The following is a 24,885-nucleotide window of genomic DNA, read 5'->3' as shown; positions in this document are numbered from 1 at the left end:
GTCGACCTGGTGGGGCCGCCCGCGGCCCGGCCGTTCGCGGTCGCGGCGCTGGCCCGGGAGGCGGGCCGTCCGGTGCTGGCCGTGACGGCCACCGGACGGGAGGCCGAGGACCTGGCGGCGGCACTCCGGTCCCTGCTGCCCCCCGACGGGGTCGTGGAGTACCCGTCCTGGGAGACGCTGCCCCACGAGCGGCTCTCCCCCCGCAGCGACACCGTGGGCCGGCGGCTCGCCGTCCTGCGCCGGCTCGCGCACCCGCGTCCGGACGACCCGGAGACCGGCCCGGTCCAGGTCGTCGTCGCCCCCGTACGCTCCGTGCTCCAGCCCCAGGTCAAGGGCCTCGGCGACCTGGAACCGGTGGCCCTGCGCAGCGGCGAGACGACCGACCTCGGGCAGATCGTCGAAGCCCTGTCGGCAGCGGCCTACGCACGGGTCGAGCTCGTCGAGAAGCGCGGCGAGTTCGCCGTACGAGGCGGCATCCTGGACGTCTTCCCGCCCACCGAGGAGCATCCCCTCCGCGTGGAGTTCTGGGGCGACGACGTCGAGGAGATCCGTTACTTCAAGGTCGCCGACCAACGCTCCCTCGAAGTCGCCGCGCACGGGCTCTGGGCGCCGCCCTGCCGCGAACTGCTGCTCACGGACGACGTACGGGAGAGGGCGGCCCGGCTGGCGGAGGAGCACCCCGAGCTGGGCGAGCTGCTCGGCAAGATCGCCGAGGGGATCGCCGTGGAGGGCATGGAGTCCCTCGCGCCCGTCCTCGTCGACGAGATGGAGCTGCTCCTGGACGTACTGCCCAAGGGCTCGATGGCCGTCGTCTGCGACCCGGAGCGGGTGCGGACGCGCGCCTCGGACCTGGTGGCGACGAGCCAGGAGTTCCTGCAAGCCTCCTGGGCGGCGACGGCCGGTGGCGGCGAGGCGCCCATCGACGTCGACGCCGCGTCCCTGTGGTCCATCGCGGACGTCCGGGACCGGGCCCGCGAGCTGGACATGATGTGGTGGTCGGTGTCCCCGTTCGCGGCCGACGAGGAGGTTGGCGCGGACACCCTGAAGATCGGGATGCACGCCCCGGAGACGTACCGCGGCGACACCGCCAAGGCCCTCGCCGACACCAAGGGCTGGCTCGCGGACGGCTGGCGCACGGTGTTCGTCACCGAGGCCCACGGCCCGGCGGCCCGTACCGTCGAGGTGCTCGGCGGCGAGGGCATCGCGGCCCGTCTGGAGGCGGATCTCGTCGCCATCGCGCCGTCCGTCGTGCACGTTGCCTGCGGCTCGATCGACTACGGATTCGTGGACCCGGCGCTGAAGCTGGCCGTCCTCACCGAGACCGACCTCTCCGGCCAGAAGGCGGCAGGCAAGGACGGCGCCCGGATGCCGGCCCGCCGCCGCAAGACCATCGACCCGCTGACCCTGGAGACGGGCGACTACATCGTCCACGAGCAGCACGGCGTCGGCCGCTACATCGAGATGGTCCAGCGCACGGTCCAGGGCGCGACCCGTGAGTACCTGGTCGTGGAGTACGCGCCGGCCAAGCGCGGCCAGCCCGGCGACCGCCTCTACATCCCCACCGACCAGCTGGAACAGATCACCAAGTACGTGGGCGGCGAGGCCCCGACCCTGCACCGCCTCGGCGGCGCCGACTGGACCAAGACCAAGGCGCGCGCGAAGAAGGCGGTCAAGGAGATCGCCGCCGACCTCATCAAGCTGTACTCGGCCCGGATGGCGGCCCCGGGGCACGCCTTCGGCGCCGACACGCCCTGGCAGCGCGAGCTGGAGGACGCGTTCCCCTACGCGGAGACGCCCGACCAGCTGACCACCATCGCCGAGGTCAAGGACGACATGGAGAAGACGGTCCCGATGGACCGGCTGATCTGCGGCGACGTGGGCTACGGCAAGACGGAGATCGCGGTCAGGGCGGCCTTCAAGGCGGTGCAGGACGGCAAGCAGGTCGCCGTCCTGGTGCCGACCACCCTGCTGGTGCAGCAGCACTTGGGGACGTTCGGCGAGCGCTACTCCCAGTTCCCGGTGAACATCCGCGCGTTGAGCCGCTTCCAGACCGACAACGAGGCGAAGACGGTCCTGGAGGGGCTGCGCGAGGGCTCGGTGGACGTCGTCATCGGCACGCACCGCCTGTTCTCGTCGGAGACCAGGTTCAAGGACCTGGGGCTCGTCATCGTGGACGAGGAGCAGCGGTTCGGCGTCGAGCACAAGGAGCAGCTGAAGAAGCTGCGCGCGAACGTGGACGTCCTGACGATGTCGGCGACGCCGATCCCGCGGACGCTGGAGATGGCCGTGACGGGCATCCGCGAGATGTCCACGATCACGACTCCGCCCGAGGAGCGGCACCCGGTCCTGACCTTCGTCGGCCCGTACGAGGAGAGGCAGATCGGCGCCGCGATCCGCCGCGAGCTGCTCCGCGAGGGCCAGGTCTTCTACATCCACAACCGGGTCGAGTCGATCGACCGAGCGGCGGCGAGGCTGCGCGAGATCGTGCCGGAGGCGCGTATCGCGACCGCGCACGGCCAGATGGGGGAACAGGCCCTGGAGCAGGTCGTCGTCGACTTCTGGGAGAAGAGGTTCGACGTGCTGGTCTCCACGACCATCGTGGAGTCGGGCATCGACATCTCGAACGCGAACACCCTGATCGTGGAGCGCGGCGACAACTTCGGCCTCTCACAGCTGCATCAGCTGCGCGGCCGGGTGGGCCGGGGCCGGGAGCGGGGATACGCCTACTTCCTGTACCCGCCGGAGAAGCCCCTGACCGAGACGGCCCACGAACGCCTCGCGACGATCGCCCAGCACACCGAGATGGGCGCCGGCATGTACGTGGCGATGAAGGACCTGGAGATCCGCGGCGCGGGCAACCTGCTCGGCGGTGAGCAGTCGGGCCACATCGCGGGCGTGGGCTTCGACCTGTACGTACGTATGGTGGGCGAGGCGGTCGCCGACTACCGCGCCTCGCTGGAAGGCGGCGTCGAGGAAGAGCCGCCGCTCGAGGTCAAGATCGAGCTCCCGGTCGACGCGCACGTCCCGCACGACTACGCCCCCGGCGAGCGGCTGCGTCTGCAGGCCTACCGGTCCATCGCCTCCGCCAACACGGAGGAGGACGTCAAGGCCGTACGCGAGGAACTCGTCGACCGGTACGGCAAGTTGCCCGAGCCGGTGGAGAACCTGCTGCTGGTGGCGGGCCTGCGGATGCTCGCCCGCGCGTGCGGCGTCGGCGAGGTCGTGCTCCAGGGGAACAACATCCGCTTCGCACCGGCGGAGTTGAGGGAGTCCCAGGAGCTGCGGCTGAAGCGGCTGTACCCGGGGACCGTCATCAAGCCGGCCGCGCATCAGCTGCTGGTACCTCGGCCGAAGACGGCGAAGGTGGGCGGAAAGCCTTTGGTCGGGCGGGAGTTGCTGGGGTGGACGGGGGAGTTCCTGGCTTCGATCCTGGGGTCGTAGGGGCAGTTTCATCGGTGGGGCGGCGACACGCGGATTGCCGGGTCAGGTGGACCGGAAGAGCATGCCGGTCAGGGCGCGGAACACGTCCTCGGGGTCCTGGTCGCCCACCGGCCCGTCCAGGTTGTGGCTCAGCAGGAGCGTGGCGAAGCCGTGGGCCAGGGACCAGGCGGCCACGCCGGCGAGGCGGGCGTCGGTGCCGCGGCCCTCGGGCGGGACGGCGGTGACGACGGCGCGCAGGCGTTCGCCCGCGAGGGTTCTGGCCGTCGTCAGTTCCAGGTCGTTCCCGCGGAGCAGCTCCGGCGTGAACATCACCTGGAAGTGAGCCGGGTGCTCGCGCGCGAAGCGTACGTAGCGCACGCCCGCGTCCCGCAGATCCGCCGCCTCCGTGAGCGTGGCCGCCAGCAGCTCGTATCCCTCTGCCGCGATCGCCGTGAGCAGCCCGGTGCGGTCCTTGAAGTGGTGGGCCGGTGCGGCGTGCGAGACGCCCGCGCGGCGGGCCAGGTCGCGCAGGCTCAGCGCGGAGGGGCCTTCGCCGGAGATGACGTCGAGGGCGGCGGCCAGGATCGCGCGGCGCAGATCGCCGTGGTGGTAGGTGCGGCGACGGCGGTCGGGCTTGGCGGCGGAGGCGGCGGGTTGCCCGGGGGTGGGCTTGGCCGACTCAGGGACCGACTCGGGGGCCGGTTCAGCGGGCGGTTCAGCAGGCGGCTCCACCGGAGGCGTGTGGGTGCTCCTCGTCATGGTCACCAGCGTACGCGGAATCTAGTCATTGACAAGTTCAGCGTGGGCGGGCAATCTAGTCAGTGTCCAGTTTGTGGGCTGGGCGGGGCGAGAGCGGACGCGGAGACGAGGGGTACGTCATGTCTGGAAACGTCGACGAGGCGGTGCGGGCCGGCGGGGTCGAACTGGGCAGGGTGCGTCAGCTGTGGCATCTGCTCGAACCCCTGCATGCCGTCGTCTATTACGCGCCCGAGGTCTTCGAAGAGATGGCCACGCTCGGGTTCGACGTCGAGGAGCGCTGGCCGAGTTACTTCCCGTTGCGGGCGGCCCCGTTGGGTGCTGTCGGGAGTGGGCGCGTGGCATCCGCCTTCTACAGCTTCAGTCCGCGCATGGTCTCCGAGCACATGGGCCCGGCGTGGGGGATCGCGCGTCCCGAGGCCGTGGTCGAGGCGCGGGAGCGGGGGATCGACCGGGCGTACCGAGCGATATTCGGCGACCGCGTCGACAGTCCCGAACTCGCCGAAGCGGCCGGCCTGGCCCGCCGTGCCGCCGAGTCCGTGAACACGGCGGGCCGCCCTTTGGCCGCCGCCAACACCGAGCTGCCCTGGCCGGAAGCTCCGCACCAGCAGATGTGGCACGCGGCGACGATCCTGCGCGAGCACCGCGGTGACGGCCACCTGGCCGCGCTGCTCGTCGCGGGCCTCGACCCCGTCGAGTCCCTCGTGTCGTTCGCGGCGATAGGTGCCGCTTCCGTGGAGCGGTTCGCGAGTCGCGGCTGGAACGGAGAGGAGTGGACGGCGGCGAGTGAACGGCTCATCGGGCGAGGCCTGCTGCACGAGGCGGGCACCGCGACGGACGCGGGCCGCGCCCTCCGCCGGGAGGTGGAGCACCACACCGACGAACTGGCCGCCGCGCCCTGGCAGGCGCTGGGCCCGGCGGGCACGGGCCGGCTCGCCGACCTGCTGGGCGAGTTCTGGGTCGCGGTTCTCGGGTCGGGGCTGCTGCCGTCGGAGACGACATTGGGGATCGGGAAGGTGTGACGAACCCGTTCACCACTCCCGTCGAGTGCGCTACCGCCCACGCACGCCGGTGTGCACCACTTGCCCGGTGAAGTCCCCCTAAGGCCGTTGAAGCATGTAATGGCCCCTGACCCCTGGACAGTACGGTGAGGGTCGGGAACACCGCCCGCTCAGGGCGGACATGAGGAGGCAAGGGGAGGGAGCGCCGTGACGCTCTGGACCAGGGTCGCCGGCGGCGCGGTCCTGCTGCTCGCCGTGACCGGCTGTACCGCTGAGACGACGGGTTCGGCCGGACCTTCGGCCCGATCCGAGGAGACGGCGGGCGCGGGCGGAGCGGCCCTCACCGCGGTCGACTCGCTGACGGTCAAGGGCCGGGCGCCCAAGACGGGCTACGACCGGGACAAGTTCGGCAGCCCTTGGGCCGACACCGATTCGAACGGCTGCGACACCCGCGACGACATACTCAAGCGGGACCTGGCGGACGTGAAGTTCAGCGACGGCGACTGCGAGGTGCGGTCCGGGACGCTCGACCCGGATCCCTACACCAACAAGGACGTGACCTTCGTACGAGGCGGCCGCAGCGAGGTCGACATAGACCACATCATCGCGCTGTCGGACGCCTGGCAGAAGGGCGCCCAGCAGTGGGAGGCAAGCAAGCGCATCGCGCTGGCCAACGACCCGCTGAACCTCCTCGCCGTCGACGCAGGACGCAACCGCAGCAAGGGCGACGGGGACACGGCGACCTGGCTCCCGCCCCACAAGGCGTACCGGTGCACGTACGTGGCCCGGCAGGTGGCCGTGAAGAAGAAGTACGGACTGTGGGTCACCGAGGCGGAGAAGGCCGCGATGAAGCGGGTGCTGTCCGGTTGCCCTGATCAGCGGCTCCCCTCGGGCGGCAACCCGACACAGGCGCCGAACAGGTTCCACGCGGGCTGAAAGCTGTTTCTGAACCCCCGTCTGCGCCCCGACGCACGGCACGCACCCTCGCCGCACGTCGCCGCAGGACAGGTGGCTCCGCCACGTGACCTGCAACGCCGCACGCCGAGGGCACGCACCGAACGCCGCTGCGCCCGCGCTCCGCGCGGACGACGGGGCTTCAGAAACAGGCTCTGACCGCCACCGGGGGGAAAACCGGTTCCGCGCGGCTGAGTCGCCGCCTACGGTGTCCGCCATGGAGCTGAAGGTGTCGACCCTTGCCGACCGCCCCGAGATGTATGACCAGGTGGCGGGGATGGCCGACACCTGGCCCGAGTTCATACGTCACGACCTCGTCAATGACGCGCACTACGACCGGATCGCCACCGAGCTTCCGGAGTACGTCCTGTTCGCCGAGGACGAGCGCGGCGAGGTGATCGCCCACGCCTACAGCGTGCCGTTCGCGCTCGCGGACGAGGGCCTGGGCGAGTTGCCGGCGCGGGGCTGGGACGAGGTACTGGTGCGGGCGTTCGCCGACCTGCGCCGCGGTACCCGGCCCGACACGGTGAGCGCCATCTCGATCGTCGTCGCCCCGCACGCCCAGGGCGGTGGACTGTCGGGCCGGCTGCTCTCGGCGATGCGCGACAACGCCCGGGCGCACGGCTTCGACGAGGTCGTCGCCCCGGTGCGCCCGAGCGCGAAGCACCTGGAGCCGCGTACGGCGATGGAGGAGTACGCGTTCCGGACACGCGGCGACGGTCTGCCGCACGACCCCTGGCTGCGCGTCCACGTCCGGGCGGGCGCGCGCATCGAGGCGGTGGCACCGGCCTCGATGACCGTGGCCGCCTCGCTCGACGAGTGGCGCGCGTGGACGGGGCTGCCCTTCGACGAGGAGGGCCCGGTCGAGGTGCCCGGAGCGCTGGTGCCGGTGCACTGCGAACCGGGGCGCGGATACGCGGTGTACGTCGAGCCCAACGTGTGGGTGCGGCACGCCCTTTGAGGCATGCCCTGCTTGATCCCGGTGAGCCGCGCCCGCTGGTGCCGGGGTACTGGATCCCGCTGGGGTGCGCCCCGCGAGGGCCCGGCCCGCTGAGGCCCGATCGGCTGAGGGCCGGTCGGCCCTGTCAGCCGCCCAGCTCGTCCAGGTCGATGACCTTGCCCTTGGGCGCCTCGGCCGGGACGGGCTTGTCGAAGTCGGTGTAGGTGACGGTGCCCGGTTCCGTGGCGGTCCTGCTGACGACCTTCAGCAGGTAGGGCTTGCCCTCGGTGGCGACGTACAGCGTGTAGCTGTCCTTGCCGTCCTTCTCGCGCAGGACGATCGCCGGGGTGCCGTCGACCGTGGTGGTCTTCCCTCTGGTGGCGTTGGAGCTGCCGTCCTCGAACTCGGCGAGCGTGGTGTCGAGGTCGCAGAAACTCGCCATCTCCTTGGCGTCCGAGGCGGTCGCGGCCATCTTGGTCCACTTGCCTGCCAGCATCTCCACCACCGCGTCGGTCTCGGCCTTGGGGTCGCTCTTGCCCTGGGCGCGCAGGAACTTCTCGTCGTACCTCAGGTAGAGGGTGTCGCCGGTCTTGATGAGGTCGGTCTTGCCCTGGCCGTTCTCACTGATCGTTCCGGCGCACTGGCCCGTTTTGTCGAGAGCCATGTCCAAGCTCATCCGGCCGCCGTCCTCCTCGATGTCGGCCTTCATACGCAGTGACGAGGTGTCCGAGGTGGCCTTCACGGCCCGGTCGGCTATCTCGCCGCCGGTCAGCCCGGCGAACGGGCCCTTCGGTTCGCTGTCCGCCTTGTCCTCGCCGGGCAGACAGCCGGTGAGCGAGACGGTGGCCGCGGCGGCCAGGCAGAGAGCGGCAAGTGCGGTGCGACGCATGGCAGTTCCTTCGAGTGTCGGCGACCCCGCTTCTTTCTGGCGGCCGCTCATCCGATGAGTCAATCAGAACAGAGCCTGTGAACCGAGTCAACACGATTACCAAGAAGGAATATGTACACGGAGTGAACAGGTGGGTCCCACGTATGTCGGTATGCTCGGGGCCACACACACCACGACGACTCGACGCCACACACCAGGACGAGGGGAGCCGGTCGGGTGCAGGACAATCGGGTGCAGGGCAACGGGACAGAGGTCACCGCGGCCGGAATCGCCCGGCTCGCCGGAGTCGGCCGCGCCGCCGTCAGCAACTGGCGCCGCCGCCACGCCGACTTCCCCAAACCCGTCGGCGGCTCCGAAACCAGCCCCGCCTTCGCGCTCGCCGAGGTCGAGGAGTGGCTGCGCACCCAGGGCAAGCTCGCCAAGGTCCCCCTCCGCGAGCGCGTCTGGCAGCAGCTCGCGGGCCACCCGGAGGGCCCGGTCACCGCCCTGGTCCACGTCGGCTGCGCGCTCCTGCTCCTCCACGACCGCCCCACGGTCTGGCTGGAGCTGAGCGCCGGCTCCGACGCCCGCCTCGCGGAACTCCTGCCCACGTCCCTGGACCAGGTCATCGCCCCGCGCTTCGGCGTCATCCGCAAGCGGGCCGTGGACACACCGACCGCCGCCCAGCTCCGCCCATCCGCCCCGCTGTTGCGCGGCGCCGCCGAACTGGCCGCCGAGCTGGGTGCCCGCAAGACGTACGAGTTCCTGCTCGGCCGGCACCTCGACGCCAACCCGCGCCAGTACACGCTCACCCCGACCGGCCTCGCCGCCCTCATGGCCGACCTCGCCGGACCGGCAGGGACCGTCCTCGACCCGGCATGCGGCACCGGCGCCCTGCTGCGCGCCGTGGCCGCGGCGCAGGACACGAAGGCCATCAAGGACCAGCACCTGTACGGCCAGGACAGCGCCCCCGAGCTGGCCGCCCTCACCGCACTGCGCCTCGCCCTCCACACGAAGGCCACCGTGCGCACCGCCGCCGCCGACACCCTGCGCGACGACGCGTACGGGAACCTCAGTGCCGACGCCGTCCTGTGCCACCCGCCGTTCAACGAGCGCAACTGGGGCCACGACGAACTCGCCTACGACCCCCGCTGGGAGTACGGCTTCCCGGCCCGCACCGAGTCCGAACTGGCCTGGGTACAGCACGCGTTGGCCCGCCTCAAGGAAGGCGGCATCGCCGTCCTCCTGATGCCGCCCGCCGCCGCCTCCCGCCGCTCGGGCCGCCGTATCCGAGCCGACCTGCTTCGCCGTGGCGCCCTGCGTTCCGTCATCGCTCTCCCGCCGGGCGCGGCACCCCCGTACAACCTCCCCCTGCACCTGTGGGTCCTGCGCAAGCCCGCCGTCACGGCCCAGCCCGCGCAGCCCGAGGTGCTGCTCGCCGACACCGGCGCGTTCACCGCCGACAGCCGCGGCGGCCTCGACTGGCAGGCCGTGCGCGGCGCGGTCCTCGACGCCTGGCGCCCCTTCGACCGCGCCGGGACCGCGCCGGAGCAGCCCGGTCTCAGCCGTTCGGTGCCGGTCATCGAACTCCTCGACGACGACGTCGACCTGGCCCCCGCCCGCCACCTGCCGCCGCCCGCGGCGGGCGGCGGCGCCGAGCAGCTCGCGAGTGTCCGCGACCGCCTCGGCGAGACCCTCCGCCTCACCGGCGACCTGACCCCGCCCGCCGCCGACCCACGCCAGCCCACCCGCTGGCCGCTCACCACCATCGGCGAACTCGCGCGCGGGGGCGCACTTCAGCTGCGTACCGGCGGAAACGGCGGCCACGCGCGCGTGCCCGTCCTCACCGACCAGGACGTCCTCGCCGGAACCGCCCCCTCCGGGACGCTGCACGAGAGCGACGAGGAACCCGTCCTCACCGAACCCGGTGACGTCGTCGTCCCCGTGCTCGGCGGCGGCTCCATCGCGCGCGTGGTCGACGACGCGACCGCCGGCGCCGCGCTCGGCCGCAACCTCGCGCTGCTGCGCCCCGACCCGGCCGCGCTCGACCCGTGGTTCCTCGCCGGATTCCTGCGCGGCACCGCCAACAACCGCCAGGCCAGCAGCTACGCGTCCACCGCGACCCGACTCGACGTACGCCGCCTCCAGCTGCCCCGGCTGCCGCTGGAACAACAACGCGGCTACGGCGAACGGTTCCGCGCCCTCGCCGAGTTCGAGGAGACGCTACGGCTCGCCGGCCGCCTCGGCGAGCAGCTGGTGCGCGGCATGTACGACGGCCTGACGGACGGCACGGTCGCACCGGACTGAGCCCTTCCGGCACGGACGCGGTGACCAGCGTGACAACGGTTCGGTACAACCCGGGACCTGTTGTCCTTGTCCGCCTATACGCTCGGACTCCCAACTCGTACGTCCGTCCTCATCGGGTCACCAGGAGCAGTCATGTACGGCCACGGCGCGGCGCCGCCTCCCCGCAGCACGGCTACTGTCGTCAGCCTCCGCATACTGTTCGCCGCCATCAGTTTCCTCACCTGCGGCATGCTCTCCTTCGTTCCGCTGATCCGAGCGGCCATGCTGCGCGGCAAGTGGTTCGACTGGGTGCTGGCCGTCCTGAGCGTGCCCGCGGCGATCGGCTGTTTCGCCGTGATCGGCTCGCTGCCGGAGTCCGACGGCAGAACCGACGTCGCACTGCTCGGCGCGATCCTGCTCGGCGTGTTCGGGTCCGTGTACTTCGTGGTCGTGGACGTCCGGCACCACGAAGCCCAGCCCCCGTTCCCGGTCTACATACCGCCCGCGGTGCCCCCGGCCGGATACGGCTATCCGCAGCCCCCCTCCCCGTATCCCGCCACGCCCTCCCAGGCGCCGCAGGCTCCCATGCCGCACACTCCCGTGCCCCAGACCCCAGTGCCTCAGACCCCCGTGCCGCCGCCCTCGCAGCCGCAACGCCCCGCGCCCGCCCGCATCGACCAGGTACGCGCCGAGCTCGACGAGCTGAGCGACTATCTGCGCAAGCAGGAGGACGGCAGGTGACCGTGGCGTCGTCGGGACGTGTGATCACCGACCGCTACGAACTGTCCACGCTCATCGGGCAGGGCGGCATGGGCCAGGTGTGGACGGCGTACGACAAGCGCCTGGACCGGCGCGTCGCCGTCAAGCTGCTGCGCCCCGACAAGGTCGCGGGCCAGGAGGCCGACGAACTGCGCCGCCGCTTCGTCCGCGAGTGCCGTGTCACCGCCCAGGTCGACCACCCCGGCCTGGTCACCGTCCACGACGCGGGCAGCGAGGGCGAGGAACTGTTCCTCGTCATGCAGTACGTCGACGGGGCCGACCTCTCCGACCACCTCGCCGAACACGACCCGTACCCCTGGCAGTGGGCCGTCTCGGTCGCCGCCCAGCTGTGCGCCGTACTCTCCGCGGTGCACGCCGTGCCGATCGTCCACCGCGACCTCAAACCGCGGAACGTGATGGTCAAGCAGGACGGCACGGTCACCGTCCTCGACCTCGGCGTCGCCTCGGTGATGGACACGGACACCACCCGCCTCACCCACACCGGCTCACCCATCGGCAGCCCCGCCTACATGGCGCCCGAGCAGGCGATGGGCGGCGCCGTCGGCCCGTACACCGATCTGTACGCGCTCGGGGTACTGCTGCACGAACTCCTCAGCGGCGACGTGCCGTTCTCGGGCTCCACCGCCCTCGGCGTCCTGCACCGCCACCTCTACGAACCGCCCGTCCCCGTCCGCCGCCTGCGCCCCGAAGTCCCGGAAGCGCTCGAAGCCCTCGTACTGCGTCTGCTCTCCAAGGACCCGCAGCACCGCCCCGCCTCCGCACAGGAGACGTACGAGCAGCTGCTCCCACTACTCCCCGCGCGCGGGATCCCGTCCGGCGGCCCCCTCGACCCCACACGCCCCTTCCTGCGCCCGCACGCCCCCTGGCCGGACCGCGCCCGCACCCCCGCACAGCAGCCGCAGGCCACCCCAGCCGTCGAGAAACCCGACGTCGCGGGCGCCGTCGACGAGGTCAAGCGGCTCCTCGGCGAGGGCCGCATCACACAGGCCGTCGACATCCTCGGCGGCATCCTCCCGGCCGCCGCCGCCCAGCACGGCGAGCACTCACCCGTCGTCCGCACCCTGCGCAAGCAGTACGCGGCCACGCTGATGGACGACGGCCAGTACCGCCGCGCCCTGCCCGAACTGCGCCGCCTCGCCGACGAGCGCGCCACCGAGGCCGGCCAGGCCGACCCGCAGTCCCTGCGCTTCCGCTACGAGGCCGCCCAGTGCCTGGAACAGCTCGGCGAACCCGCGGCCGCCCTCGCCGAATACCGCGCACTGCTGCCCTACTACGAGAACCAGTACGTCGCCCAGGACGCCGAGCTCTCCTTCGAAGTCCGCCGTCGCATGGGCCACCTGCTGCTCTCCCTCGGCGACCGCGCCGCCGCCCACGACACCCTGGCCCGACTGCAATACGACGTCGAACGAATGCGGGGCCCCGGCCACCCGCTGGTCACGGAAATCCGCCGGACGCTGCAATGGCTGGGCCAAGTGCGCGGCTAGCGACCTCGGGACGGTACGGAACTCCTGGCGAATCGTTGGGTCGAATGGGTGGCCGATAGCCGGTCCCCTGCCTACCATCGATCACCGCAAGACTTTGTGCACCGTCGCACAAGCTCCCACAGGAGGTTTCCTTGCACCGCCGCCGTCGCACCGCGCTCCTCCTCTCCGCCGCGATCGTCACCGCGGCCCCTCTCCTCACCGCATGCGGAAACGACGCGCACCCCGGTGCCGCGGCCGTCGTCGGCGGCGACCGCATCACGGTCTCCCAGCTGGAGAACCGGGTGAACCAGGTACGGACCGCCCAGCAGGCCGCCACCACGGGCGAAGCGCAGTACGAGCAGGCCATCGCCAAGTCCGGCGGCCTCACCCGCGACACCCTGTACACCATGGTTCTCGACCGCGTGCTGCACCAGGCCGCGGTGGACGCGGGCGTGAGCGTCAGCCGCAAGGAGGTCCAGCGGCTGCGCGCCGACCTCGAGTCGCGGATGGGCGGCGCGAAGGAGCTGGAGGTGAGCTGGCTCCAGCAGTACGGCGTCGCACCGCAGCAGCTCGACGACAACCTCCGCGTCCAGACCGAGGCCCAGAAGCTGGCCGCCGAGCTCGGCACGGACACCAACCAGCCGGCCTTCTGGAACGCCCTCGCCGAGGCCTCCAAGAAACTGAAGGTCGACCTGAACCCGCGCTACGGCACGTGGGACGCCGAGAAGAGCGCGCGCGTCGACACGAAACTGCCGTGGCTGCGCGAGGTCACCGCGGCGGGAAGCCCGGAGACGGCGTAGCCGCCCTACCGCCCGCGCCCCTGGCTCTACCGTCCGCGCCCCTGGCTGTGACCTTGGTGTCAGTGGCGTGGGTTACGTTCGATGTGTGAACGCATCCAGCCCGGGGCGCATCGTCCTCCTCACCACCAGCCACCGAGTCGCGCCCGGACTCCTGTCCTGGCCCGCCTGGCAGGCGCTGCACGGCGCCGACCGCGTCCTGTGCGCGGACGGCGCCCACCCCCAGCTGCCGTATCTGCGCGAGGCCGGCGTCCAGGTCGACGAGACCGCGCCGACCGCCGAGGAACTGATCGACGCGTGCGACGGCGGCCGCACGGTGACCGTCGTCGCCACCGGCGAGGGCGAGCCCCGCCTCACCGACGGCCTGGCCCGGCTGGCCGGCTCCGGACGCGTCCAGATGCCCGACCTCGAACTGCTCCCCGCGTCGTACGACCTCCCCGGCGCCCGCCTCCTCGACCTTGTCCAGGTCATGGACCGCATCCGCGCCGAATGCCCGTGGTCGTCCCAGCAGACCCACAAGGGCCTGGCGAAGTACGGCATCGAGGAGGCGTACGAACTGGTCGAGGCGATCGAGGAGGGCGACCGGCACGAGCTGCGCGAGGAGCTCGGCGACGTGCTGCTCCAGGTGGTCTTCCACGCAAGGATCGCCGAGGAGGACGAAGAGGAGCCCTTCTCGATAGACGACGTGGCCGGCGGCATCGTCACGAAGCTCATCCACCGCCACCCGCACGTCTTCGGAGACGAGACCGCCTCGACGCCCGAGGAGGTCAAGGAGCACTGGCTGCGCACCAAGGCCGTGGAGAAACAGCGGACGTCCGTGACCGAGGGCATCCCCCTCGGCCAGCCCGGCCTCGCCCTCGCCGCCAAGCTCGCATCCCGTGTGCGCACGGCGGGACTTGAGGTCCCGCTCCCACAGGGCGACGACGTCGGCTATGAGTTGCTGGCGATGGCCGTACGCGCCGAGGCGCGGGGCGTGGACCCGGAGGCGGCGCTGCGGGCGGCGGCGCGGGCCTACCGGGACGCGATACGGGCGGGCGAGAGCTGAGCGCTCCGCGGGTGGGGCGGTTGTGAGTCTGCGGGCCGTCCGTGACTGGTCGCGCCCGCGATGGGGTCCCCGCTCGAGCGGAGCCAAGAGCGGGGGAGAAGCCGCATGGTGTTACAACCCCGCCCCCTTGCCGGGCGCGGGCTGACGGGCTGTGCCCGTGCGGCTGGGCAAGACTGGCCGAGCCCCGCGCAGGGGAACCCGCCGCTGAACTGTTCACCTGTTAGGCGGCCGTGAACTCCACGGGTAGGTTCCGCAGCCCGCGCATGATCAGGCCGCCCCGCCAGCGTAGTTCCGCGGGGTCAGCGGCAAGTCGAAGGTCGGGCAGACGGCGCAGCAAGGTGGCCAGCGCGGTGCGGCCTTCGAGACGGGCGAGTGGGGCACCGAGGCAGTAGTGGATGCCATGCCCGTAGCCGAGGTGCTGGTTGTCCCGGCGGGAGAGGTCGAGCGTGTCCGGCTCGTCGAAACGGGCGGGATCACGGTCGGCTGCGGCGAGGACCACGAGTACGGGATCGCCGGAAGCGATTCGTTGTCCGCCGATTTCGAGGCGCTCGGTTGCGTAGCGCCAGGTAGCCAGTTCGACAGGGCCGTCGTAACGGAGAAGCTCTTCGATGCAGGTGTCGAGCAGTTCCTGTTCGCCGCGCTCGATCGACTTCTGTAGTTGCGCCCGCTGCTTTGGGTTCCGGAGCAGCGCGTACGTGCCGTTGCCGATGAGGTTGATCGTCGTTTCAAAACCGGCAAAAAGGAGCACAAAACACATGGCCGCGGCTTCGTTCTCGGTGAGGTGCTCGCCGTGGTCGGAGGCGCGGATCAGACCGGAGATGAGGTCTTCGCCGGAGCTGGGGTGGTCTGGGAGCGCCTCCCGCTTGCGGTGGATCAGCTCGGCGAGATAGCTACGCATCTTCTTCACGGACCGCGCGACGCCGCCCCTCGGCCCTCCTCCGTGCCGGATCATCATCCCTGCCCAGTCCCGGAAGTCGTCTTGGTCCTCGCGGGGGACACCGAGCAGGTCGCAGATGGCGTAGATGGGGAGAGGGAACGCGAACTCGTGAATGAGGTCGGCGCTTCCGGTGTGTGCGAACTGGTCGATGAGATGGTCGGTCAGCTCTTGGACACGGGGCGCGAATTCGGCGACTCGGCGGGGGGTGAACGCTTTGGAGACGAGCCGACGGAGGCGTGTGTGGTCCGGCGGGTCGATGTTGAGCAGATGGGTCATGAGATTGGCGCTGCGCTCGCCGGGGATGCCCGTTTTGCTCTTGCCGTGGGCGTCTTTGGAATGGTGCACGGGATTCTTGGAGAGCCGCGGGTCGGCGAGAGCCTGTTTGGCGTCCGCGTACCGAGTCACGAGCCACGCCTCGACGCCGCTGGGAAGTGTGGTGCGGTGTACGGGCGAATGCTCCCGGAGCCACGCGTAGGCGGGGTACGGGTCAGTGGCGAACTCCCAGGTGAAGAGTTCGGGTCCGATATGTGGGGCGTTCACGGGGTGACGGTACCGGGGGCCGCGTTGCGTATGACATCCAGTGACGCCCCTCACGGCCTCCTTGACCTGCAACTCGCGGTGGATTCAGCCGATTTGCGCTGGCATGGCAGTCTCATTATGCGTGGGCCGCGTACGTTGCCGGTCCGTTTCGCGTAGGGCGTGTGATTCGCCTTACCGCAGGTCAGAGCTGACGGGCCCTCAACTCTGTGACTTTCACGTGATCTCCCCTGTATCGACTTGTGACAAGAGTTCGAGTGCCTATACGTTCCCCCTCAATGCGGCTGGTCCCACCAGCCGCAGAAGTAACAAACGCAGTCCCTTGCTGTGTGTAGTCCCTTGCTGTCACGCGAAAGGCAACCGCATGCTCTCCGGGAACGGTCGTCACCGTCGCCCCCGTCAGGCTCCGGCTCTCCTCGTCGCGGCGGGTGTGGCCGGATCGGCCATCGCGATCCCCCTGCTCGGCGCGACCGGCGCGAGCGCCGCCAGCGGTACGACCTGGGACGCGGTCGCGGACTGCGAGAGTGGCGGCTCGTGGAGCGCCGACTCCGGCAACGGGTCCTATGGCGGACTCCAGATGACACAGGAGATGTGGGAGGGGTACGGCGGCCTCGACTACGCGTCGAGCGCCGACCAGGCCAGCCGCTCGCAGCAGATAGCCGTCGCCGAGAAGGTCCTCGCGGACCAGGGCATCGAGCCCTGGGGGGCGTGCGGTCTCGTCGCGGGCCTGTCGCAGCACTCCGAGTCGGCGGATGTCGACACGGGCCTCGCGCAGGACTCCGCCTCGCCGTCGCCCGACTCGGGCTCGACGACGGGCGACAGCAGCACCAGCACCACCAACGGCGACAATGACACGAAATCAGGTGAGTCGGACGAGTCGGTCAAGTCCGACTCGTCCGTCTATGCTGACGACACCACGGACGACTCCGGTGACGACACCGACGCTGACGCGGACGCCGACTCGCAGTCTTCCGCCAGCCCCTCCACGGGCGACGTGGTCTCGCCGGATTCGACGGATTCGACTGGCACGACGAAGAGTGACGAATCGGACAACTCTGCCCAGAATGGCGACGCTTCGACGGGCGCCGACACCGACGTCGACGCGGATGACGTCACCGACTCCGGCTCCGGCCGTCACCGTGGCGGCAGTGCCGCCGAGGACGCCACCGGTTCGCGTACGGACGACTCCGCCGGCCGGCATGCCTCGCGCGGTGACAGTGCCCCGCGTGACGCCACCGACGGCTCGTACACGGTCCGCGCCGGAGACAGTCTCTCGGGGATCGTCGACTCCCTTGGCCTGGAAGGCGGATGGCGTGAGCTGTACGCCGCGAACAAGGGCATTGTCGGCACCGACCCGGACCTGATCCTCCCCGGTCAGAGCCTTGAACTCGGTAACGGGCAGGTCGCGGCCAATCAGTGAGCAAGCCGCCGAAACGGGCGAAAGGTAGCGGTAGTTCGCGCTGAATGTCCGGTTTGGTGAAAGTGAGAGATGGATCTCAAGGACCGTGATCGTCTTTGAAATTCGGCGGATCGCATGTCTACGGTCGTGACCGCTCGCCACTGGTGAGCCCCGACGGTCGCACGCCGAATCCTGCCAACGGCCGTACGGGAACAGTCGTCGCGTAAAGCGCCGTAGGCAGGAGCGGGGGACCCAAGGTAAGTGCCGGGCCCGGTCGTTGAGAGACGACCAGAGGACCGGCTTGGGGTGAAGCCGCGCGCCGAAAGGTGCGCGGCCGGGCAACTCACCAAGCCCGAACCCGACAGCTCACCTCGCAGGCGTCGGTGAGGGGATCACTTCATGCTGCTTTCCGGCAAGGGCAAGCACCGTCGCCCGAACAAGGCCACCCGTATCGCCACGCTCGCCGGTGTCACCGGTGCCGCCATCGCCGCCCCGCTGCTGGCGACCGGTTCGGCCTCCGCCGCCACCGCCTCCGAGTGGGACGCCGTCGCCCAGTGCGAGTCGGGCGGCAACTGGGCCATCAACACCGGGAACGGCTACTACGGCGGCCTGCAGTTCTCGGCCTCCACCTGGGCCGCGTACGGCGGCACGCAGTACGCCTCCACGGCCAACCAGGCCTCCAAGTCCCAGCAGATAGCCGTTGCCGAGAAGGTCCTCGCGGGCCAGGGCAAGGGTGCCTGGCCGAGCTGTGGCGTGGGCCTGTCCAACGCCTCGTACAACGGCGGTACGGCCTCCTCGGGCTCCGGCTCCTCGAACTCCGGTCAGAGCTCCGCGCAGTCGCAGCAGCAGAGCGCGCCGTCCTCGGAGCAGCGTTCCTCGCGCTCCCAGGAGCGTCCGGCCGCGAAGAAGACCGTCGAGACCCCGACCGGCAAGAAGGTCAAGAAGGGCGACGGCGAGTACAAGGTCGTCAAGGGTGACACCCTCAGCGAGATCGCCGCGCAGGAGAACGTCAAGGGCGGCTGGCAGAAGCTGTTCAAGCTGAACGACGACATCGTCGACGACGCCGACTTCATCTTCCCGGGCCAGCAGCTGCACCTCAGCTGACGCGGCAGTGCTGGGCCGGCGCGGCAGTACTTCGACTGACGCGGCGGGTACTTCGGCCGGCGCACTCCCGCGTGCCGCCCAGCTGTACTTCGCTCAACACGACCTACTTCGGCTGACGGCGGGCTCGCGAGGCCGTTGAGAATTCGCGAGCTCACAACCTGCTCACAGCTGAACCATGGCCCATCCCCATCCGTGGTCTTCATAGTGAAGGCCACGTGAGGGTCACCCCCCGTCCCCCACGGGCTCCCCGCTCCGGTGCGTGTTCCCCCGTACGCACCGGGGCGGGGCTTTTTGCTGCACGGTGGCGGGGTGTTGTCGTCGCGGTGTCGTTGTATGGGGCCGGTGCTTTTTGTTCCCCGTAGGAACAATGTTTACCCTCAGTTCGGTCCATCGGGTGGCCGACAGGCTGGCCGATCCCTCCGGGGCGGCTAGGCTCATGTCGCGGAGTCATCACCGCGCTGTATTCAACCGGGCCTGCGGCCCGGCGTATCCCGCGTCACATCCCAGAAGGAGATGCTCGTGCCGTCCATCGACGTCGTCGTAGCCCGGGAAATCCTGGACTCCCGAGGCAACCCCACGGTCGAGGTCGAGGTCGGCCTCGACGACGGCAGCACGGGTCGTGCCGCCGTTCCGTCCGGCGCCTCCACCGGTGCCTTCGAGGCTGTTGAGCTCCGTGACGGAGACTCCAACCGTTACCTCGGCAAGGGTGTCGAGAAGGCCGTCCTCGCCGTCATCGAGCAGATCGGCCCGGAGCTCGTCGGCTATGACGCCACCGAGCAGCGGCTGATCGACCAGGCGATGATCGACCTGGACGCCACGGACAACAAGGGCTCGCTCGGCGCCAACGCCATCCTCGGCGTCTCCCTCGCCGTCGCGCACGCCGCCTCCGAGGCCAGCGACCTGCCGCTCTTCCGCTACCTGGGCGGCCCGAACGCGCACCTGCTGCCGGTCCCGATGATGAACATCCTCAACGGTGGGTCGCACGCCGACTCCAACGTCGACATCCAGGAGTTCATGATCGCCCCGATCGGCGCGGAGTCCTTCTCCGAGGCGCTGCGCTGGGGCGCCGAGGTCTACCACACCCTCAAGAAGGTGCTGAAGACCAAGGGCCTGTCCACCGGTCTCGGCGACGAGGGCGGCTTCGCCCCGAACCTCGAGTCGAACCGTGCCGCGCTCGACCTCATCCTCGAGGCCATCAAGCAGGCCGGTTACGTTCCGGGCGAGCAGATCGCCCTGGCGCTCGATGTCGCCGCGTCCGAGTTCTACAAGGACGGCAAGTACGAGTTCGAGGGCAAGTCCCGCTCGGCCGCCGAGATGACCGAGTACTACGAGGAGCTCGTCGCCTCGTACCCGCTCGTCTCCATCGAGGACCCGCTGTTCGAGGACGACTGGGACGGCTGGAACGTCATCACCGAGAAGCTGGGCGACAAGGTCCAGATCGTCGGCGACGACCTCTTCGTCACCAACCCGGAGCGCCTGGCCCGCGGCATCGAGGAGGGTTCCGCGAACGCCCTGCTCGTCAAGGTCAACCAGATCGGCTCGCTGACCGAGACCCTGGACGCCGTCGAGATGGCCCAGCGCAACGGCTTCAAGTGCATGATGTCCCACCGCTCCGGCGAGACCGAGGACGTCACCATCGCCGACCTCGCCGTCGCGGTGAACTGCGGCCAGATCAAGACCGGCGCCCCGGCCCGCTCGGACCGCGTGGCCAAGTACAACCAGCTGCTGCGCATCGAGGAGATCCTCGACGACGCGGCGGTGTACGCCGGCCGCAGCGCCTTCCCGCGGTTTCGCTCTGCGAATCAGTAGGCACAGCAAGGGCTGAGCCGCCCGGCAAGGGGCACAGCCCCGTCGTACGTACGTCCCCGTACCCGGTCCCGTACCGTGTGCGGGGACGTACGCACGTGACGGGCTTGTAGAGAGACGCCGGGGTGCCGGCTCGTAGACGGGTTTGTAGAGGCCGGCTCGTAGCCGGGTTTGTATCGGGGAGGCGGGACAGATGGCCGTGAAGGACCGCGATCGGTTCTCCACCGCGACCAGGCTGCGGCTGCTCGGCGAGCAGACCGCCGAGCGTGTCTACCGCTCCCAGACCAAGCGCCAGGCCCGCCGCTCGCGGCTGACCGGCCGGGCGGCACTCCTCGCCCTGGTCATCTGCTCGCTCGTCGTGGCCCTGGCCTATCCCATAAGGCAGTACGTCTCCCAGCGCGCCGAGATCGCCGACCTCCAGCGGCAGCGGGAGCAGGCCCGCGAGCGGGTCGAACGGCTGCGCGATCTCAAGGCGCGGTGGCAGGACGACGCGTACGCCGAGCAGCGCATCCGGGAGCGGCTGCACTATGTGATGCCGGGCGAGACCGGCTACATCGTGATCGACCCCGGCGCGGCGAAGAAGACGCGTACGGACCGGACGGCCGCCCACCGCGCCTGGTACGCCAACGTCTGGGACGGCGTCGACAAGGCCGACGCCTCCGATCAGTGAACCGATGCGAACCAACGCGAACCGACTTGAACTGACGAGAGAGACTTACGCACAGGCATGGAAACGCCCCCGCCGCCCACCCCGCGCACCGAGCCCACCGACGCGGATGTCGAGGCCTTCAAGCAGCAGCTCGGGCGGCCACCGCGCGGGTTGCGCGCGATCGCGCATCGCTGTCCGTGCGGGCAGCCGGACGTGGTCGAGACGGCTCCCCGTCTTCCGGACGGGACTCCGTTCCCGACGACGTACTACCTGACGTGTCCCCGGGCCGCCTCGGCGATCGGCACGCTCGAGGCGAACGGCGTGATGAAGGAGATGACGGACCGCCTCGCGACAGACCCCGAACTGGCCGCGTCCTACCGCGCCGCCCATGAGGACTACATCGCCCGCCGCGACGCCATCGAGGTTCTGGAGAACTTCCCCAGCGCGGGCGGCATGCCTGACCGGGTGAAGTGTCTCCACGTTCTGGTGGCCCACTCTCTGGCCACGGGGCCGGGTGTGAACCCCCTGGGCGACGAGGCGATCGCGATGCTGCCGGAGTGGTGGCGCAAGGGGACGTGTGTGGTGCCGGTTCAGGAGAACGACAAGTGACTCACGCTCGCGTCGCCGCCATCGACTGCGGTACGAACTCCATCCGCCTCCTCGTCGCCGACGCCGACCCGGACACCGGTGAACTCGTCGAACTGGACCGGCGGATGACCATCGTCCGGCTCGGCCAGGACGTCGACCGCACGGGCCGACTCGCGCCGGAGGCGCTGGAGCGCACCTTCGCTGCCTGCCACGAGTACGCCGCGATCATCAAGGAGCACGGCGCCGAGCGCCTCCGCTTCGTCGCCACTTCGGCGTCCCGGGACGCCGAGAACCGTGACGAGTTCGTCCGAGGTGTGCTCGGCATCCTCGGAGTCGAGCCCGAGGTCATCTCCGGAGACCACGAGGCCGAGTTCTCCTTCACGGGCGCGACCAAGGAGCTGGTGGGACGCGACGACCTCGCCAAGCCGTACCTGGTCGTGGACATCGGTGGCGGCTCGACCGAGTTCGTGGTCGGGGACGATCACGTGCGCGGGGCGCGGTCCGTGGACATCGGGTGCGTACGGATGACGGAGCGGCACCTCGTACGGGACGGGGTTGTCACCGACCCGCCGACCGAGGAGCAGATCGCTGCCGTCCGCGCCGACATCGAGGCGGCCCTCGACCTCGCGGAGGAGACGGTCCCGCTGCGCGAGGCGCGTACGCTCGTCGGCCTCGCCGGCTCCGTCACCACCGTGTCGGCGATCGCGCAGAACCTGCCCGAGTACGACTCGGAGGCCATCCACCACTCCCGCGTCCCGTACGACCGTGTCCGCGAGATCACCGAGAGCCTGCTCCACTCCACCCACGCCGAGCGCGCGAAGATCCCATCCATGCACCCGGGACGCGTCGACGTGATCGGCGCCGGCGCCCTCGTGCTGCTGTCGATCATGGAGCGGATCGGGGCGCGAGAGGTCGTCGTGAGTGAGCACGACATCCTCGACGGCATTGCTTTCAAAGTGGCCGAAGAGGCCGAAGAGGGCCGTGGTGACTGACCTGCGGTGACGCGGAGCGGCCCCGGTGCCTCGTCGGGAGGTACCGGGGCCGCTCCGTCAGCCCACGGGCTGTCCGTCAATTGCAGATGAGGGCGATGAGGTTGCCGCTGCACCCCCCGTCGTCACCGTGGTCGTGACCGTGCCCGTGGCCATATCCGTGGTCGTGGTCGCGGCTGGGGCTCGACTGGGCAGCCGTGGCCTTGGAGGCGACGTGAGGGGCGGGCGTCGCGGCCACCGCGGATGCGGCCGACGCCGCCCCCGCCGCGAGAGCAATGCCCAGGACAGCGCTGACCGCGCATATTCGCGAAGTGGCCTTCTTGGCCATGTGTGTTGTGGTCATGCAGGCACGCTATGCAGCCTCGTGGCCGATCTCGCGCGGAGCGTGGCTGATCGGGTGAACAGCGCGAAACGGGCCGTATTCACCAGCGCCTCCGGCGGGCCCCGCGCTTGCGGCGACACCCCCGTATCCGCGCGCGACCGCGAACGGCCGACGCTCCCGAAGTCGCACCCTCAGGCGTTCGGGCATCTTTACTACCCGTCGGTAGCCTCGGCTGAGCAGGTCGGATAACGTATGAGCGCACTCGGAGGGCCCCGGAAACCTCCTCCGCGGCACCCCCTCGGAAAACTTCGTGAAGTTCTTCACAAGAGAATCAGCCCTGTTGGGCGAGGTTTTGGTTGCCGGGGCCCCTCCCGGGGCCCCATGGGGGTCCGGGACATGATCAAAAAGGTGTTCCGCCGCTGTTGCGGTCGTATGAAACGAGGGGCTGGTCCAGAGGGGTCGAGGACCAGGAGCGGCAGCTCACGTGGCCTTGACTACGGTTCGCACGGCATGCTGGTTCATTCACGGCGCCATGACCTCGGTCACGTGGGCGGGGCAGTGTAGCAGAGAGGCCGACCAAGCTTGTGAAGGGGCGCACGAGCTACCCCCCTGGAGCGGGTGGATACTCGATGGCATGAGCACCACGGAGCGTCCCAGGATCCTCGTAGTAGGCGGTGGGTACGTAGGCCTGTACGCAGCTCGGCGCATTCTCAAGAAGATGCGCTACGGCGAGGCGACCGTCACGGTCGTCGACCCCCGGTCGTACATGACCTACCAGCCCTTCCTCCCCGAAGCCGCCGCCGGCAGCATTTCGCCTCGGCACGTCGTCGTCCCACTGCGACGCGTGCTGCCCAAGGCGGAAGTTCTCACCGGCCGGGTCACCACCATCGACCAGGACCGCAAGGTCGCCACGATCGCCCCGCTGGTCGGCGAGGCGTACGAGCTGCCTTTCGACTACCTCGTCATCGCCATGGGCGCGGTCTCCCGTACCTTCCCGATCCCCGGCCTCGCCGAGCAGGGCATCGGTATGAAGGGCATCGAGGAGTCCATCGGTCTGCGCAACCACGTTCTCGAGCAGCTCGACAAGGCCGATTCCACGCACGACGAGGACGTCCGCCGCAAGGCGTTGACCTTCGTCTTCGTGGGTGGGGGCTTCGCGGGTGCGGAGACCATCGGCGAGGTCGAGGACATGGCCCGCGACGCCGCCAAGTACTACAGCAACGTGTCCCGTGAGGACATGCGCTTCATCCTCGTCGACGCCGCGGACAAGATCCTTCCCGAGGTCGGTCCCAAGCTCGGCCAGTACGGCAAGGAGCACCTGGAGAGCCGCGGGATCGAGATCTACCTCTCCACCTCCATGGACTCCTGCGTCGACGGTCACGTGGTGCTGAAGAACGGCCTCGAGGTCGACTCCAACACCCTCGTGTGGACGGCCGGCGTCAAGCCGAACCCCGTCCTCTCCCGCTTCGGCCTTCCGCTCGGCCCGCGCGGTCACGTCGACACCCAGACCACCCTCCAGGTGCAGGGCACGGACTACATCTGGGCCGCCGGTGACAACGCCCAGGTGCCCGACGTCGTCGGGCGCAAGGCCGGCAACGAGAACGCCTGGTGCCCGCCGAACGCGCAGCACGCGCTGCGGCAGGCGCGGGTCCTCGGTGACAACGTGATCTCCGGTATGCGGGGCTTCCCGCAGAAGGAGTACTCGCACGCCAACAAGGGTGCTGTCGCGGGGCTCGGTCTGCACAAGGGCGTCGCGATGATCGTCATGGGCAAGGTGAAGATCAAGCTCAAGGGTCGTCTCGCCTGGTACATGCACCGTGGCTACCACGGTCTCGCCATGCCGACGTGGAACCGTAAGATCCGGGTCTTCGCGGACTGGACGCTTGCCATGTTCCTCAAGCGTGAGGTTGTCTCCCTCGGTGCCATCGAGACTCCTCGCGAGGAGTTCTACGAGGCCGCGAAGCCGGCGCCGGCCGCCGCCAAGGCCGAGCCGGCGCCGGTGGCCGCCAAGGCCGAGGAGAGGGCCAAGGCTTCCTGACCCTCCGGTGACCGTCCGGTCGCTCGCTTTTTCCTGAAGGGGCTTCCCGCCATCCGTGGTGCGGGAGGCCCCTTCGGCGTTTGTTTCGCCCCCGCCGCCCCTACCCGTCCCATCCCTGGGGGCTGCGCCCCCAGACCCCCCTTTCGGCCTGAACGGCCTCGTCCTCAAACGCCGGAGGGGCTGAAATCAGCCCCTCCGGCGCTCGA

20 protein-coding genes and 1 riboswitch are annotated in these 24,885 nt (G+C 70.1%); of the genes, 16 read left to right on the top strand and 4 right to left on the bottom strand.

The genetic code is table 11. From position 1 onward, the window contains the following. A partial coding sequence (gene mfd / locus ACTWQR_RS52060; RefSeq protein ID WP_443234376.1) for a transcription-repair coupling factor occupies positions 1–3,441 on the top strand: 3,441 nt, incomplete at its 5' end. 42 nt (positions 3,442–3,483) lie between these two features. Here mfd and ACTWQR_RS52055 read toward each other — a convergent pair. Continuing rightward, entirely contained in the window at positions 3,484–4,179 is a 696-nt protein-coding gene (locus ACTWQR_RS52055) for a TetR/AcrR family transcriptional regulator (protein ID WP_443234375.1), read from the bottom strand. A 119-nt stretch (positions 4,180–4,298) separates the two neighbouring features. On the opposite strand from ACTWQR_RS52055, the gene ACTWQR_RS52050 reads away from it, so the two are divergent. The 3 genes from ACTWQR_RS52050 to ACTWQR_RS52040 all read left to right on the top strand — a co-directional run bounded on the left by ACTWQR_RS52050 (position 4,299) and on the right by ACTWQR_RS52040 (position 7,092). Then, positions 4,299–5,198, top strand: a complete 900-nt coding sequence (locus tag ACTWQR_RS52050) for an SCO6745 family protein (protein WP_443234374.1) — start codon at positions 4,299–4,301, stop codon at positions 5,196–5,198. 186 nt (positions 5,199–5,384) lie between these two features. Continuing rightward, a complete protein-coding gene (locus tag ACTWQR_RS52045; RefSeq protein ID WP_443234373.1) occupies positions 5,385–6,113 on the top strand; it encodes an HNH endonuclease family protein in 729 nt (242 codons plus the stop codon). Between the two features lie 235 nt (positions 6,114–6,348). Further along, positions 6,349–7,092, top strand: a complete 744-nt coding sequence (locus tag ACTWQR_RS52040) for an N-acetyltransferase (RefSeq protein WP_443234372.1) — start codon at positions 6,349–6,351, stop codon at positions 7,090–7,092. A 124-nt stretch (positions 7,093–7,216) separates the two neighbouring features. On the opposite strand, the gene ACTWQR_RS52035 is transcribed toward ACTWQR_RS52040, so the two are convergent. Continuing rightward, on the bottom strand, positions 7,217–7,960 hold the full coding sequence (locus ACTWQR_RS52035) for a hypothetical protein (protein ID WP_443234371.1): 744 nt from the start codon (positions 7,958–7,960) through the stop codon (positions 7,217–7,219). A gap of 231 nt (positions 7,961–8,191) precedes the next feature. Between ACTWQR_RS52035 and ACTWQR_RS52030 the strand changes: the two genes are divergently transcribed. From ACTWQR_RS52030 to ACTWQR_RS52010, 5 genes are all read left to right on the top strand, one after another. Then, on the top strand, positions 8,192–10,246 hold the full coding sequence (locus ACTWQR_RS52030) for an N-6 DNA methylase (protein ID WP_443234378.1): 2,055 nt from the start codon (positions 8,192–8,194) through the stop codon (positions 10,244–10,246). 132 nt (positions 10,247–10,378) lie between these two features. Next, positions 10,379–10,966 carry a hypothetical protein gene (locus ACTWQR_RS52025; RefSeq protein WP_443234370.1) on the top strand — a complete coding sequence of 196 codons (588 nt, stop codon included), beginning with the start codon at positions 10,379–10,381 and terminating at the stop codon, positions 10,964–10,966. 41 nt (positions 10,967–11,007) lie between these two features. After that, on the top strand, positions 11,008–12,489 hold the full coding sequence (locus tag ACTWQR_RS52020) for a protein kinase domain-containing protein (RefSeq protein WP_443234377.1): 1,482 nt from the start codon (positions 11,008–11,010) through the stop codon (positions 12,487–12,489). A 131-nt stretch (positions 12,490–12,620) separates the two neighbouring features. Beyond that, on the top strand, positions 12,621–13,268 hold the full coding sequence (locus ACTWQR_RS52015) for a SurA N-terminal domain-containing protein (RefSeq protein ID WP_443234369.1): 648 nt from the start codon (positions 12,621–12,623) through the stop codon (positions 13,266–13,268). A gap of 67 nt (positions 13,269–13,335) precedes the next feature. Beyond that, entirely contained in the window at positions 13,336–14,310 is a 975-nt protein-coding gene (locus ACTWQR_RS52010; RefSeq protein ID WP_443234368.1) for a nucleoside triphosphate pyrophosphohydrolase, read from the top strand. Between the two features lie 220 nt (positions 14,311–14,530). On the opposite strand, the gene ACTWQR_RS52005 is transcribed toward ACTWQR_RS52010, so the two are convergent. After that, on the bottom strand, positions 14,531–15,787 hold the full coding sequence (locus ACTWQR_RS52005) for a cytochrome P450 family protein (RefSeq protein ID WP_443234367.1): 1,257 nt from the start codon (positions 15,785–15,787) through the stop codon (positions 14,531–14,533). Positions 15,788–16,148: 361 nt separating this feature from the next. Here ACTWQR_RS52005 and ACTWQR_RS52000 point away from each other — a divergent pair, with 361 nt between their 5' ends. The 6 genes from ACTWQR_RS52000 (at position 16,149) to ACTWQR_RS51975 (ending at position 22,322) form a co-directional block, all read left to right on the top strand. Then, positions 16,149–17,204, top strand: coding sequence for a transglycosylase family protein (locus ACTWQR_RS52000; RefSeq protein ID WP_443234366.1), 1,056 nt, complete (start codon positions 16,149–16,151; stop codon positions 17,202–17,204). Between the two features lie 198 nt (positions 17,205–17,402). Continuing rightward, positions 17,403–17,578: riboswitch (cyclic di-AMP (ydaO/yuaA leader) on the top strand. Between the two features lie 4 nt (positions 17,579–17,582). Beyond that, entirely contained in the window at positions 17,583–18,287 is a 705-nt protein-coding gene (locus tag ACTWQR_RS51995; protein WP_443234365.1) for a transglycosylase family protein, read from the top strand. Positions 18,288–18,800: 513 nt separating this feature from the next. Beyond that, the gene (gene eno, locus ACTWQR_RS51990; RefSeq protein ID WP_443234364.1) at positions 18,801–20,096 is read left to right on the top strand and encodes a phosphopyruvate hydratase; all 1,296 of its coding nucleotides are present in this window, start codon (positions 18,801–18,803) and stop codon (positions 20,094–20,096) included. Between the two features lie 190 nt (positions 20,097–20,286). Then, positions 20,287–20,763 (top strand): FtsB family cell division protein, encoded by a 477-nt coding sequence (locus ACTWQR_RS51985; RefSeq protein ID WP_443234363.1) that lies wholly within the window; start codon positions 20,287–20,289, stop codon positions 20,761–20,763. Between the two features lie 57 nt (positions 20,764–20,820). Then, entirely contained in the window at positions 20,821–21,351 is a 531-nt protein-coding gene (locus ACTWQR_RS51980) for a DUF501 domain-containing protein (protein ID WP_443234362.1), read from the top strand. Beyond that, positions 21,348–22,322 carry a Ppx/GppA phosphatase family protein gene (locus ACTWQR_RS51975; RefSeq protein ID WP_443234361.1) on the top strand — a complete coding sequence of 325 codons (975 nt, stop codon included), beginning with the start codon at positions 21,348–21,350 and terminating at the stop codon, positions 22,320–22,322. Before ACTWQR_RS51980 ends, ACTWQR_RS51975 begins: the two co-directional genes overlap by 4 nt. Before the next feature lie 76 nt (positions 22,323–22,398). On the opposite strand, the gene ACTWQR_RS51970 is transcribed toward ACTWQR_RS51975, so the two are convergent. Next, positions 22,399–22,662, bottom strand: a complete 264-nt coding sequence (locus tag ACTWQR_RS51970; RefSeq protein WP_443234360.1) for a hypothetical protein — start codon at positions 22,660–22,662, stop codon at positions 22,399–22,401. 613 nt (positions 22,663–23,275) lie between these two features. Between ACTWQR_RS51970 and ACTWQR_RS51965 the strand changes: the two genes are divergently transcribed. Beyond that, on the top strand, positions 23,276–24,679 hold the full coding sequence (locus tag ACTWQR_RS51965) for an NAD(P)/FAD-dependent oxidoreductase (RefSeq protein ID WP_443234359.1): 1,404 nt from the start codon (positions 23,276–23,278) through the stop codon (positions 24,677–24,679). The last annotated feature ends 206 nt before the right edge of the window (positions 24,680–24,885 follow it).

This window comes from Streptomyces sp. 2A115 (assembly GCF_052245575.1).
GTDB lineage: Bacteria > Actinomycetota > Actinomycetes > Streptomycetales > Streptomycetaceae > Streptomyces.
This window is presented reverse-complemented; position numbering and strand designations above follow the sequence as displayed.

Coding starts and splice junctions, on each gene's coding strand:
- ACTWQR_RS52055 (WP_443234375.1), bottom strand. CDS start 4,179: ATGACGAGGAGCACCCACACGCCTCCGGTGGAGCCGCCTGCTGAACCG.
- ACTWQR_RS52050 (WP_443234374.1), top strand. CDS start 4,299: ATGTCTGGAAACGTCGACGAGGCGGTGCGGGCCGGCGGGGTCGAACTG.
- ACTWQR_RS52040 (WP_443234372.1), top strand. CDS start 6,349: ATGGAGCTGAAGGTGTCGACCCTTGCCGACCGCCCCGAGATGTATGAC.
- ACTWQR_RS52035 (WP_443234371.1), bottom strand. CDS start 7,960: ATGCGTCGCACCGCACTTGCCGCTCTCTGCCTGGCCGCCGCGGCCACC.
- ACTWQR_RS52025 (WP_443234370.1), top strand. CDS start 10,379: ATGTACGGCCACGGCGCGGCGCCGCCTCCCCGCAGCACGGCTACTGTC.
- ACTWQR_RS52000 (WP_443234366.1), top strand. CDS start 16,149: ATGCTCTCCGGGAACGGTCGTCACCGTCGCCCCCGTCAGGCTCCGGCT.
- ACTWQR_RS51995 (WP_443234365.1), top strand. CDS start 17,583: ATGCTGCTTTCCGGCAAGGGCAAGCACCGTCGCCCGAACAAGGCCACC.
- eno (WP_443234364.1), top strand. CDS start 18,801: ATGCTCGTGCCGTCCATCGACGTCGTCGTAGCCCGGGAAATCCTGGAC.
- ACTWQR_RS51985 (WP_443234363.1), top strand. CDS start 20,287: ATGGCCGTGAAGGACCGCGATCGGTTCTCCACCGCGACCAGGCTGCGG.
- ACTWQR_RS51980 (WP_443234362.1), top strand. CDS start 20,821: ATGGAAACGCCCCCGCCGCCCACCCCGCGCACCGAGCCCACCGACGCG.
- ACTWQR_RS51970 (WP_443234360.1), bottom strand. CDS start 22,662: ATGACCACAACACACATGGCCAAGAAGGCCACTTCGCGAATATGCGCG.
- ACTWQR_RS51965 (WP_443234359.1), top strand. CDS start 23,276: ATGAGCACCACGGAGCGTCCCAGGATCCTCGTAGTAGGCGGTGGGTAC.